The 12640-nt window shown below is 64.2% G+C and carries 11 protein-coding genes; 3 read left to right on the forward strand and 8 right to left on the reverse strand.

The genetic code is table 11. The features are described 5' to 3' along the window. Positions 1–35: 35 nt before the first annotated feature. Together IE116_RS12320 and IE116_RS12325 are read right to left on the reverse strand one after the other, a co-directional pair. Complete coding sequence (locus IE116_RS12320) at positions 36–416, reverse strand: DUF423 domain-containing protein (RefSeq protein WP_189612814.1); 381 nt, start codon at positions 414–416, stop codon at positions 36–38. Positions 417–480: 64 nt separating this feature from the next. Next, the gene (locus IE116_RS12325) at positions 481–903 is read right to left on the reverse strand and encodes a VOC family protein (protein WP_189612816.1); all 423 of its coding nucleotides are present in this window, start codon (positions 901–903) and stop codon (positions 481–483) included. Between the two features lie 100 nt (positions 904–1003). On the opposite strand from IE116_RS12325, the gene IE116_RS12330 reads away from it, so the two are divergent. From IE116_RS12330 to IE116_RS12340, 3 genes are all read left to right on the forward strand, one after another. After that, positions 1004–1891, forward strand: coding sequence for a LysR family transcriptional regulator (locus IE116_RS12330; protein WP_189612818.1), 888 nt, complete (start codon positions 1004–1006; stop codon positions 1889–1891). 251 nt (positions 1892–2142) lie between these two features. Next, on the forward strand, positions 2143–2487 hold the full coding sequence (locus IE116_RS12335) for a DUF4148 domain-containing protein (protein ID WP_189612821.1): 345 nt from the start codon (positions 2143–2145) through the stop codon (positions 2485–2487). Between the two features lie 354 nt (positions 2488–2841). Beyond that, entirely contained in the window at positions 2842–3183 is a 342-nt protein-coding gene (locus tag IE116_RS12340; protein ID WP_189612823.1) for a DUF4148 domain-containing protein, read from the forward strand. Between the two features lie 397 nt (positions 3184–3580). Here the strand turns inward: IE116_RS12340 and aspS are convergent, their stop codons facing one another. The 6 genes from aspS to IE116_RS12370 all read right to left on the reverse strand — a co-directional run bounded on the left by aspS (position 3581) and on the right by IE116_RS12370 (position 12633). After that, positions 3581–5383 carry an aspartate--tRNA ligase gene (gene aspS / locus IE116_RS12345; protein WP_189612825.1) on the reverse strand — a complete coding sequence of 601 codons (1803 nt, stop codon included), beginning with the start codon at positions 5381–5383 and terminating at the stop codon, positions 3581–3583. A gap of 118 nt (positions 5384–5501) precedes the next feature. Beyond that, positions 5502–6110, reverse strand: coding sequence for a DUF502 domain-containing protein (locus IE116_RS12350; protein ID WP_229828121.1), 609 nt, complete (start codon positions 6108–6110; stop codon positions 5502–5504). Positions 6111–6181: 71 nt separating this feature from the next. After that, the gene (locus IE116_RS12355) at positions 6182–6586 is read right to left on the reverse strand and encodes an FmdB family zinc ribbon protein (RefSeq protein WP_189612827.1); all 405 of its coding nucleotides are present in this window, start codon (positions 6584–6586) and stop codon (positions 6182–6184) included. 214 nt (positions 6587–6800) lie between these two features. Next, positions 6801–8072, reverse strand: coding sequence for a putative Na+/H+ antiporter (locus IE116_RS12360; RefSeq protein ID WP_189612829.1), 1272 nt, complete (start codon positions 8070–8072; stop codon positions 6801–6803). Between the two features lie 101 nt (positions 8073–8173). Continuing rightward, positions 8174–11329, reverse strand: coding sequence for an efflux RND transporter permease subunit (locus IE116_RS12365; protein WP_189612831.1), 3156 nt, complete (start codon positions 11327–11329; stop codon positions 8174–8176). A gap of 11 nt (positions 11330–11340) precedes the next feature. Continuing rightward, positions 11341–12633: an efflux RND transporter periplasmic adaptor subunit gene (locus tag IE116_RS12370; RefSeq protein WP_189612833.1), complete on the reverse strand. Its 1293-nt coding sequence runs from the start codon at positions 12631–12633 to the stop codon at positions 11341–11343. Between the last annotated feature and the right edge of the window lie 7 nt (positions 12634–12640).

Consider the following 12640-nt stretch of genomic DNA (forward strand, 5'->3'; position numbering starts at 1 on the left):
GGCGTGGTTACCGGATTCAACATGTCAGGCCCCAGTCAGGAAGCACGCGCCCGTTTGTCGAACACAACGGGAACCGCGGCGGCCAGCCAGCCGACGATCATCATGCCGCCGCCGAAAGGCGCGGTGCCCCACAGCAGCTTCATTCCGGCCAGCTGGCGCAGCACCAGGTCGCCTGAAAACAGGAAGGTGCCTGCCACCAGCAAGGCGCCGGCCACGCACAAGCCACGCCGGCCGCCTTCCACGTGGGGAAGCAGGGCCGCCATGCCGAGGACGGCGCAGGCGTGCATCAACAGGAACAATGCCGCGGTGGAAAGGGTGCCGCCGCCTTGCAGATGGGTGGCCATCGCTGCAAAGATGACGCCCGAAGCGCCCATGGGGGCGGCACAGGCGAGCAGGACACGAGAAGAGCGCAACATTGCGGCGTTTCCTTACACAAACACAAAAACGGTGAAGCCAACGCCGCGAAAGGCCGATGCGAAATTACTTCGCGAAGACCTGGCTCATGTCGCCGAAAGCCTTGAATTCGAGTGCGTTGCCCGAGGGATCCATAAAGAACATAGTAGCCTGTTCGCCCACTTCGCCCTTGAAGCGCACATAGGGTTCGATGACGAATTTGGTACCGGCGGCGCGCAGCTTGTCGGCCAGCGCGTCCCACTGTTCCATCGACAGGATGGCGCCGAAGTGACGGACCGGCACGGCGTGGTCGTCGACCTCGCTGGTCTTGGCGCTGCGGGCTTCGCCGGGCGACAGGTGGGCCACGATCTGGTGACCATAGAAATCGAAGTCCACCCAGGCGTCGGAGCTTCGACCTTCGGGACAGCCGAGAAGTTCGCCGTAGAAGGCGCGGGCTTGTGCCAGGCTGTCGACCGGAAATGCCAGATGAAACAGCGGGATGTTCGCCATGGAATGCTCTCGAATTGAACGGGAAAGGTTTGATTGTAGTTAGCGTAACTCTTAATATGAAACGAATATTTTCTAGCCTTAGCCCCAGGAAATTCGATAAGTGATCCGCTACCTGAAGACCTTTGCCACCGCGGCGCAGACCGCGTCGTTCTCGGCCACCGGCGATCGGCTCGGCCTGACGCAATCAGCCGTCAGCACGCAGATCAAGCGCCTGGAAGACGACCTTGGCTATACCCTGTTCGACCGCGCGGGCAAGTCCGTTGCGCTCAATGCGCAAGGCCGGCAGGCGCTGGCGACGGCCGAACGTATCCTGGACCTGTACGACTCGCTCAAGGGCGGACACACGCGCGTGGCCAGCACGCCGATCGCCATCGGCGCGATCTCGACCGCGCAGATCGGCCTGCTGCCCCGCGCGTTGCGGACGTTTCGCGAAGCCTGCCCCGGCGTGCACGTGAACGTGCTGCCCGGCATGTCGGTGCAACTGCTGTCGCAGATCGATGCGCAGGAACTCGACGCCGCGGTCATGATCAAGCCCAACCTGGGCATTCCGAAAGACCTGAAATGGCTGCCGCTGATGCAGGAACCGTACGTCGCGATTGCTCCCCTGCGCAGCCGGGGCTCGCTCGATGCGTTGTTGCGCACCCTGCCCTTCATTCGGTATAACCGCCGGTCCTATGGCGGCCAGCCCGTTGACCAGTTCCTGAAACGGCAGCGGCTGCAGGTCAACGACATCATGGAACTGGACGAGCCGGCCGTCATCTTGCGCATGGTGCGCGAAGGCCTGGGATGCGCGATTTTGCCCGGCCTCCTGGCCGGCGTGCGCGGCGAAAAAGTGCGCGTGCTGGACCTGCCCGGCCCGCCCCTGCATCGCGAGATCGGCGTGCTGGTGCGGCAGGCGGCGCTGAAAGACCCGGTGCTGAAAGCGCTGGTGGACAGCCTGACGGTCCAGGCCGATGCGTTGGTCAGCGAAATGTCAGGCGGTTTCTGAATACGGCTTGAACGCAGTTGCGGCTTGATGGCGGTTCGACCATCCTGCTTGACCACGCCGTTGCCATGGACTTGAATCGCGCGCGTGGACCGCCCGCTGCGCGCTTTGTTCACAGTTCTGGTATCACTTGTGCATATAGCTTGAATATGCCTAATCTATTTCCAATATACTCAGAACAGGCAGATCATTCTCTCACGGTCACCAGGCAGCCCGCTGCACCGACCACTTCCAACAACAGAGAGAGATAGATCATGACCAAGACCCACGTTATCAGCGCCCTGTCGGCAACCCTGATCGGCCTTGCCGCTTTCGGCGCCCAAGCCCAGGACATCAACCGCACCGGCGAATACCCCTACGCATCGTCCACCTCGCAAAACAGCGAAGTCAGCGCCGCCCAGGTCCATCAGGAACTGATGCAAGCCAAGGCCCGCGGCGAAGTCGTCGACGGCGATCTGTATGGCCTGCTGCCCATGAACACCAACAGCGACACCTCGTACGCCCAGACCAAGCAGCAACTGCAGCAATCGAAGGCTGACGGCTACTACTTCAACAACGCGACTTACCCCGTTCCTGGCCGCACTGCCCGCCACGGCTGAACGCCGATGACGCACGTCGTGCACGTGCAGCGATGTCAGTACTGAAGTCGATGTTTGCGCAGTTGTCGTAATTGCAGTCGCAGTCGCAGTACCACCGAGGTCAGTCTGTTCCATCTTGAACTCCAGAGGCGCGAGTCCGCTGTGATGTTCGGATGACATGACTGGCCTTTGTCATTTCCGGAAGGACCGTGCCGCATTCGGTGCATTGCCCGGTTTTCAAGTATCACGCAAGCATATACCCGGGATATGGCGTATCTATTTCCCATATACCGAGCCAAGGCGGATCATGTGTCTACGGTCATCGAGCAGTCATTGCTTCAGACCCTTCCAACCCCTTTTCAAGAGAGCACCATCATGAACAACCGTCGTATTCTCAGCATCGTATCCGCCAGCCTGATCGGCCTTGCCGCCTTCGGCGCCCAGGCCCAGGAAATCAACCGCACCGGCGAATATCCTTACGCCACGAACGTCACCCCCAGCGCCGTCAGCGCCGCCCAGGTCCGCCAGGAACTGATGCAGGCCAAGGCCAGCGGCCAGATGGGCGACAGCGAGCTGTATGGCCTGCTGCCCATGAACACGAACAGCACCGTGTCGTACGAGCAGACCCGTGCCGACCTGGCCAAGTGGCGTGCCGACGGCTACTACTTCAACGACGCCACCTACCCCGTTCCCGGCCGCACCGCGCGCAAGGGTTGAGGCAGCAAACGCGAGCCGCGGCACGCGCAAGGCACGTTGAGTTGAAGCAGAAGTCGCAGCACACGTAGCAACCGCAGTTGCAGTACCACCGAGGTCAGTCTGTTCGATCTTGAACTCCAAGGGCGCACGTCTCTTGTGATGTTCGGATGACACGACTGGCCTTTGTCATTACGGGTCTCTGCTTGAACTCAAGAGAGGACTGACATTCCATTGCGCCGGATGACGTTCAGCAATGCAAGCGCTGGACCCTGGGCCTGTGTCACACCTCGCTCGAGTTGCGACACATGTCCTAGCAACGCGAGAGGACCAGCGTTCTTGGTACCGGCGGCGCCCATAAAAAAACCCGCCCTGCCCGAAGGCAGGACGGGTTCTTCACCCCGGCAAAACGACGCGCCGATCAGCCGGCGGTCTTGACCTCGGGCATGCGCAGGCGGATGTGCAGTTCGCGCAGCTGCTTCTCGTCGACGGCGGACGGGGCCTGCGTGAGCAGGTCCTGGGCGCGCTGGGTCTTCGGGAAGGCGATCACGTCGCGGATCGATTCGGCGCCGGTCATCATCGTGACGATGCGGTCCAGGCCAAAGGCGATGCCGCCGTGCGGCGGGGCGCCGTACTGCAGGGCGTCGAGCAGGAAGCCGAACTTGAGCTGGGCTTCTTCGGCGTCGATCTTCAGTGCACGGAAGACCTTGCTCTGCACTTCTTCGCGGTGGATACGGACCGAGCCGCCACCGATTTCCCAACCGTTCAGGACCATGTCGTAGGCCTTGGCCAGCGCCGCGGCGGGGTTGGTGGTCAGCAGGTCTTCATGGCCATCTTTCGGCGCCGTGAAGGGGTGGTGCGCGGCGGTGTAGCGGCCCGCTTCTTCGTCGTATTCGAACATCGGGAAGTCGACGACCCACAACGGACGCCATTCGCCCACGGCCATCAGGCCCTGCTTGCGGCCGAATTCGCTGTGGCCGATCTTGACGCGCAGCGCGCCGATGGCATCGTTCACGACCTTGGCCTTGTCGGCGCCAAAGAAGATGATGTCACCGTTCTGGGCGCCCGAACGTTCCAGCACGGCGTTCAACGCGGTGTCGTGGATGTTCTTGACGATAGGCGACTGCAGGCCTTCACGCCCCTTGGTCAGGTCGTTGACCTTGATCCAGGCCAGGCCGCGCGCGCCATAGATGCCGACGAATTGCGTGTAGGCATCGATTTCGCTGCGGCTCATGTCCCCACCGCCCGGCACGCGCAGTGCCACCACACGCCCGCCTTCGCTGTTGGCGGCGCCGGCGAACACCTTGAAGTCGACGTCTTTCATGATGTCGGTCAGGTCGGTGAATTCGAGCGAGACGCGCAGGTCGGGCTTGTCCGAACCGAAGCGATGCATGGCTTCGCTCCAAGGCATGACGGGGAACGGGTTGGCCAGGTCGACGTTCTTCACGGTCTTGAAGACGTGACGGATCATGTCTTCGAAGATATCGCGGATCTGCTGTTCGTTCAGGAACGAGGTCTCGCAGTCGATCTGCGTGAATTCGGGCTGACGATCGGCGCGCAGGTCTTCGTCGCGGAAGCACTTCACGATCTGGTAATAGCGATCGAAACCCGAGACCATCAGCAGCTGCTTGAACAGCTGTGGCGACTGGGGCAGCGCAAAGAACTGGCCGGCGTTGACACGCGACGGCACCAGGTAGTCGCGGGCGCCTTCGGGCGTGCTCTTGGTCAGCATCGGCGTTTCGATGTCGATGAAGCCCAGTTGATCCAGGTACTTGCGCACTTCGATCGACACGCGATAGCGCAACATCAGGTTCTGCTGCATCTGCGGACGGCGCAGGTCCAGCACGCGGTGCGTCAGGCGGGTGGTTTCGGACAGGTTGTCGTCGTCCAGCTGGAAGGGCACCGGCACCGAAGCGTTCAGGATGTCGATGTCATGCGCCAGGATTTCCACTTCACCGGACTTCAGGCTGGCGTTGGTCGTGCCTTCCGGGCGCTTGCGCACGAGGCCGGTGATGCTGACGCAGAATTCATTGCGCAGCCGCTCGGCGATCTGGAAGGTGTCGACACGATCGGGGTCGCAGACGATCTGGGCAAGGCCTTCACGATCGCGCAGATCGATGAAGATGACGCCGCCGTGGTCGCGGCGACGATGCACCCAGCCAAACAGGGTCACGATTTGTCCGAGGTGCTCGCTCGAGACCTGGCCGGTATAGCAGGTACGCATGGAATCTCCGTCTAAATAGGGGGTAAGGTCGACAGGGTTGGGGGCAGCGGGTGACTGAATCAGCGGCGGTCGGGCCGGGGCGCTCGCATCAGGCGGCGCACCTCGGCGCAGGGCCGCGTCAATTACCGCGCGCCGGCATACCGCCCGGCGCGACCACTCCCATCGACACGATGTACTTCAAGGCCGCGTCCACACTCATGTTGAGTTCGAAGACTTCGGAACGCGGCACCATCAAAAAGAACCCCGACGTCGGATTCGGCGTCGTCGGAATATACACGCTGACATGCTCACCCGGCAGCAACGACGCGACTTCTCCGCCCGGCGAGCCGGTCAGGAAACCGATCGTCCAACATCCCGCGCGGGGGTATTGGAACAGGACGGCCTTGCGAAACGCCTGGCCGTTCGGCGCCAGCACGGTATCGCTGACCTGCTTGACCGAGTTGTAGATCGTCCGCACCAGCGGGATCCGGCTCAGCAGGCCTTCCCAGATCTCGAACAGCTTGCGGCCCAGCAGGTTGGCGGTGAACAGCCCGGTCAGGATGACGACCGCCACGACCAGCACGAAACCGAAGCCCGGAATGTGACGGCCAAACAGGGCTTCCGAGGTCAGGAAACCCGGCACCACCGACTCGAAGGTCGAGACCACCATGCCCAGCACCCAGAGGGTGATGACGATAGGGATCCAGACGAGCAGACCGGTAATGAAATAACGTTTGAGCACAGGCAATTCCAGTTAGACGTTCGGGATCGGGGCGTCGCGCAGCGGACAGGATGCACCCGTCGGGCGACGCAGCCCGATCATGTGCCGGACGCCGCGGGCTTGGCCGGCGCCGCGGCGGGCGCGGCGGCCGGGGTGCTGCCACTGCCACTGCTGCTACTGCTGCTACTGCTGCTACTGCTGCCACCGCTGCTGTCGGACGACTTGCTGTCGGACGAGGCCGCAGTGGCGGTATCGGTCTTGGCGGCGTCGCCACCCGTGGCTGGCGCAACCCCCGTGGCGGGCTTGTTGCCGGCGCTGTTCCCATTGCGAAAGTCGGTCACATACCAACCCGACCCCTTGAGCTGGAAGCCGGCCGCCGTGACCTGTTTCTTGAGCGCAGGCTCGCCACAGGACGGGCAGTCCGTCAGCGGGGCATCGGACATCTTCTGCAGGGCATCTTTTTCAAAGCCGCAGTTGCTGCATTTATACGCATAGATAGGCATTACCAGAACTCCAGGCGCGCCCGATTATCGAGCGCCACAACCATCGCCGGCCGCACCCTTGCGGGAAATCGACCAAAGCCTTGAATTTTAGCGACTTTTTCGGTATTTAGCGCGCCTTGTGCAGCAGCGCGGCAAAAACATCGTCCGGGCACGACGCAAATGCGTCGTCCGGACGACGGGCAGGTGCGTTCGCCGGACGATGTCTGCGCCCGACTCAGACCGGCAGCAGGAAGAACACCGCCGCGACGAGGGTCGGCCCCAGCGCGCCGAACACCAGGAACAGCGGCGAGATGGTGCCGCCCGCAAAGGTCGGCTTCAGGATCGAAAAGCCCGCCGGGTTGGGCGCGTTGGCGATCACGGTCAGACCGCCACCGGTCACGGCGCCCGCCACCAGCATGTAGCGCCAGGCCTCGCTGCTGCCTTCCACCAGGGACCCCAGGTAGGTCAGCGCGGCATTGTCGGTGACGGCAGTCAGGACCGTCGCCCCCCAATACAGCGCCATGGGCGACAGGCTGCCGAGCAGGTCCTGCAACCACCATTTCTGCAGCCCGCCCAGCACGATCAGCCCGGCCAGGAAGAAACCGACCATCAGGCCTTCCTTGATCATGAGTCGGTCCTGGAAGCGGCTGTAGGCCGTGGTGTAGCCGATGAACAGCAGGAACAGGCCCATGAAAATCGCCGGGTGATGCGCGAACAGCACCACGCCGATCAGAAACAGCAGGTGAACCGCGGCAACGGCAACGGGAATCTTGTGGCGATGCACCTCGAGCTTGGCCGGCACATGCCGCACCAGCAGGCCGCGGAACAACAGCGTGGCGATCACCGCGTTGAGCGTGACCGCGCAGACGGCGCGCCAGCCAAAATGGGTCGCCATGAAGGCCGAGTCCCAACCGAAGGTGGACGCGACCATGAGCACCGGCGGGGCGGCATAGGCCGTCAGTACACCCCCTATCGAGATATTGACGAACAGCACGCCCAGCGTCAGGTACTGGAATCGGGTGTCGTCGATGCGGCGAAAGGCCGTGTCGCGCAGCATGATCGCGGCCAGCGTCATGGCGGCGGGTTCGGTAATCAGCGACCCGAGCAGCGGCACCACCGACAGCGTGATGAAGTAGGTGACGACGGCGCGGTGTGCCGGCACGCGCGCTGCGATGCCCGCCACCGCATCCATGACCAGGTCAAGGATGGGCCGGCTGGCCGCGATCACCATGATGGCGAACACGAACAGCGGTTCGGTGAAATTGCGGGTGTCCATGTATTCCACGGCGCCCGTCGTGCCGGCCAGCAGGGCCATGCCGACGATGAGGACGAAGGCCCACACGCCGAACACCACTTCCACTTCGGCCATCAGGTGCCAGAAGCCGGCGTGCGGACCGTCTTTGTGCGCCAGGCGTGCGAATATCGGCACGGAAAAGGTATGCAGGATGGCGATGGCGAACAGCGCGGTAGCCAGCAGTTCGACAGAGCTCGGACTCGTCACGGGCATGGTAGGGCGTATCCAGAAAAACAGGGCAGCGGGAAGTGTACCCGCCGCCCTGTAGGCAACTGCGTCCGGCGCCCGACCCGGTGCGGTCCGGCAGGGCCCGCTCAGGCCGGGACCGGCGCCCCTGCCCTTGCGCGCTCGCGCCGTCCATGCGCCAACCGGTACAGCACCGGCAGCACGAACAGGGTCAGCGCCGTTGACGACAGGATGCCGCCGATCACTACCGTGGCCAGCGGCCGCTGCACTTCGGCGCCCGTGCCCGTGGCCAGTGCCATCGGCACAAAACCCAAGGACGCCACCAAGGCGGTCATCAGCACCGGGCGCAGCCGTGTCGCCGCGCCTTCCCGAATCGCCTGATCGAGCGTATGCCCCGCTTCACGCAAGCCACGTATGAAGGACAGCATGACCAGGCCGTTGAGCACGGCCACGCCCGACAGCGCAATGAAGCCGACTGCCGCGGTGATCGACAGCGGCAGGTCGCGCAGGTACAGAGCCAGGATGCCGCCGGTCAGCGCGAACGGAATGCCCGTGAACACGATCGCCCCGTCCTTCAGGTTGCCGAACATGGCGAACAGGATCACGAACACCAGCGCCAGCGCGGCGGGCACCACCCACATCAGGCGGGCCGTTGCGGACTGCAACTGTTCGAAGGTGCCGCCCCATCCTGTCCAGTACCCCGGGGGCACGGTGACCTGCGACCTGATGGCCGCTTCAGCCTCGGTCACGAAGGACCCGATGTCGCGCCCGGTCACGTTGGTGCTGACCACCACGCGGCGCTTGCCGTCTTCACGCGACACCTGATTGGGGCCGGGCGCCAGGTCGAAGCTCGCGATTTCACCCAGCGGCAGGAAGGTGGTCGGTCCGCCCGCGCCGGCCGGCAAGGCGATGGGCAGGCGGCGCATGGCATCCAGGTCGCTACGGGTGCTCTCGGGCAGGCGCACCACGATGGCGAACCGACGGTCGCCCTGGAAAAAGGTGCCCGCCTCCTGTCCGCCGATAGCCGTACCGATGGCGAACTGCACGTCGGCCAGGTTCAGGCCATAGCGCGCCGCGGCCTGGCGATCGATGTTGACCGTCAGCATGGGCAGGCCCGTGGTCTGCTCCACCTTGACGCCGCTTGCTCCAGGCACGCGCTGCAACACTGCGGCAATGGCGTTGGCGGTGCGATTGAGCACGGCCTGATCGTCGCCGAACACCTTGACCGCAACGTCGCTGCGCACACCCGAGATCAGCTCGTTGAAGCGCAACTGGATGGGCTGCGAAAACTCGTAGGCATTGCCGGGCACCTGGGCGGCTTCTTGCTGGATCGCCGCCAGCAGCTCGGCGCGGGTCTTGCGCGGCACGGGCCATTGATCGCGCGGCTTGAGCATGATGTAGCCGTCGGAAATGTTTGGCGGCATGGGGTCAGACGCGACTTCGGCCGTGCCGGTACGTGCGAACACCCGCTCGATTTCCGGAAAGCGATCCACCAGCCGGCGTTCGAGCTGCTGCTGCAAGGCGACCGACTGCGTCAGGCTGGTGCCGGGAATGCGCAGCGCCTGGATGGCGATATCCCCCTCATCCAGATTGGGAATGAACTCGCTGCCCAGGCGGCTTGCCATGACGCCCGACAGCGCAATGGCCACCACGGCGATCGTCAGCACGACCGGGCCGTTGGCCAACGCCGCATCCAGTCCCCGTCGGTAGCCCCGTGACGCACCCTGCATCAACCGGTTGTCTTTTTCAACGACCCGGTTGCCGATGAACAGGGCGACGGCTGCCGGCACGAAGGTCAGGGACAGCAGCATGGCGCCGATCAGCGCCAGCACCACCGTGAAGGCCATGGGGTGGAACATCTTGCCCTCCACGCCTGTCAGCGCAAAGATCGGCAGGTACACGACCATGATGATCAACTGGCCGTACAGCAAGGGCCGGCGCGCTTCGCGGGCGGCTTCGAAGACTTCGTCGAAGCGTTCCTGCAGGGTCAGGTTGCGTCCCCGCGCGTGCTGCGCATGGGCCAGCCGCCGCACGCAGTTTTCAACGATCACCACCGCGCCGTCGACGATGATGCCGAAGTCCAGCGCGCCCAGGCTCATCAGGTTCGCACTGATGCGGTACGTGACCATGCCGCTGAACGTGAACAGCATGGACAGCGGAATCACCATGGCCGTGATCAGCGCGGCGCGCAGGTTGCCCAGGAACACGAACAGCACCGCAATCACCAGCGCCGCGCCTTCCAGCAGATTGGTGCGTACCGTGGCAATTGCCTTGTTCACCAGCACGGTGCGGTCGTACACGGTGACGGCCCTGACCCCCTTGGGCAGCGTCTGGTTGATGTCCGACATCTTGCGGTCGACCGCGCGCGAGACCGTGCGGCTGTTCTCGCCGATCAGCATGAAGACCGTGCCCAGCACGACCTCGGCGCCGTTTTCCGTGGCGGCGCCGGTGCGCAGTTCGCGGCCGATACCGACCTGCGCCACGTCGCGGATCCGGATCGGCTGGCCTTGCACGCGGCCTACCAGGATGTCGCGAATGTCGTCTTCGGTCCGCACCTGGCCCGGCGCGCGCACCAGATACTGCTCGCCCTGCTTTTCGATATAGCCCGCGCCCACGTTGTCGTTGTTGCGGTTCAGCGCCGTCACCACGTCCTGCAAGGTCAGGCCATAGGACGACAGCCGGTCCACACTGGGTGCGACGTGATATTCCTTGGCATGGCCGCCAATCGTGTTGATCTCGGTCACGCCGGGCACGTTGCGCAGTTGCGGCTTGATGACCCAGTCCTGAATCTCCCGCAGGTCGGTCGGGGTGTAGGGCGAGCCGTCCGGTTTCCTGGCGCCGGATTCGGCTTCGACGGTCCACAGGTAGATCTCGCCCAGGCCGGTCGAGATCGGGCCCATGACGGGCACGACGCCCGCAGGCAGACGGGCCGTGGCTTCCTGCAGCCGCTGGTTGACCAACTGGCGCGCGGCGTGGATGTCGGTGCCGTCCTTGAAGATCGCGGTGACTTGCGAGAGCCCGTAGCGCGACAAGGATCGCGTCTGTTGCAAACCAGGCAGGCCTGCCATGGCGGTCTCTACCGGATAGCTCACCCGCTGCTCGGTTTCCAGCGGTGAATAACCCGGCGCCGATGTGTTGATCTGCACCTGCACATTGGTGATGTCGGGGACGGCATCGATGGGCAGACGGGTGGCGTTGTACAGGCCAAGCGCCGCGACCAGCGCCACGCCCAGCATGACCAGCCATCGTTGATCGATGGCAAAACGGATCAGTTTTTCGAACATGGCCGTTCCGCTCAATGGGTATGTTCGGCGCTGGACTTGCCCAGCTCGGACTTCAACACGAAGCTGTTGCCCGAGGCGTAGCGTTCACCGGCCTGCAGTCCGCTGACGATCTCGACATGGGTTGCGGACGACCGCCCGACCGTGACCGGCCGCGCGCGCAAGGTGTCGCCATCGGCCACGAAGACCGATGGCTTGTCTTCCACGGTCTGGATCGCCGCAACCTCGACGGCCACCGGCGCCGTCACACGATCGACCAGCGCGCGCACCGTCACGAACAGACCGGGCCGCCAGGCCATGTCCGGATTGGCCAGCGTGACGCGCGCCGTGGCGGTGCGGGTCTGCTGGCCCAGCAGGGATCCGATGTACGACACCTTGCCGGTGGCCTGCGCCTCGAACGCCGCGGCACGGATGCTGGCCTGCTGCCCCACCCGCACCCGGCCCAGGTCCTGGGCGGATACGACAAATTCGGCCCAGACCGAACGCAGGTCGGACAGGGTAAAGACGGTCGCGTTGTCGGCCACGGCCTCGCCGAGCGAGATGTGCTTTTCAACGATGACCCCGTCGAAGGGCGCACGCAGTTCGTACTGGTTCAACTGCGCCCCACCGCGTTGCGCGCCAATCGCTGCGAGTTTTTCAGTTGCGTTGCGCACGGCGATCTGCGATTCCTGCAGGGCGGTGGTGGCTTGAAGGTAGTCCTGCTCGGCCGAGATCTTTTCTTCGAACAGGGTCTTTTCGCGCTGATGCAAACGCTGGGCAAGATCGAGCCGGCGCTGTGCGGCCTGCAGTTCGCTGCGCATGTCCGAGACGCCCGGACTGGCGATCACGGCCAGCACGTCGCCCTTCCTGACCTGCTGCCCGATGCTGGCCGGCACGCGTTCGACCACGCCGCCAACGCGCGGCACGACGTGCGCCGTCAGGTCATCGTTGAACTTGATCTCGCCGGGAAATTCGGTGGCGTCCTGTACCGTGGCCGGGCCGGCCGTGGCGATCGTCACGCCCGAGGCGGACAGCTGCGCCGGGCTGAGTTTGACGGCGTCGCCCGCGTGGGTGTCGGCCTTGCTCGGATTCTGGGCGGCGGCAGGGGGCGCTGAGGCGGCAGGCGTCTTGCCCGACGCGCCGTGGCTTGCGTCGTCATCACCGCCCTGCGTTGTACCGCCCTGCGTAGCCTGCTCGCCATGCCCATGGTCGTCGTGCCCGGCTTCATTGCCGTGGTCGCGTCCACTGAACAGCATCGCGGCGCCCGCGACGACGCCAAGCAGAATGACCGTCGCCATCGCGACCCGTTGTTTCTTTGAAATTGCCATGAGGGTG

It is taken from the genome of Pigmentiphaga litoralis (assembly GCF_014651835.1).
GTDB lineage: Bacteria > Pseudomonadota > Gammaproteobacteria > Burkholderiales > Burkholderiaceae_B > Pigmentiphaga > Pigmentiphaga litoralis.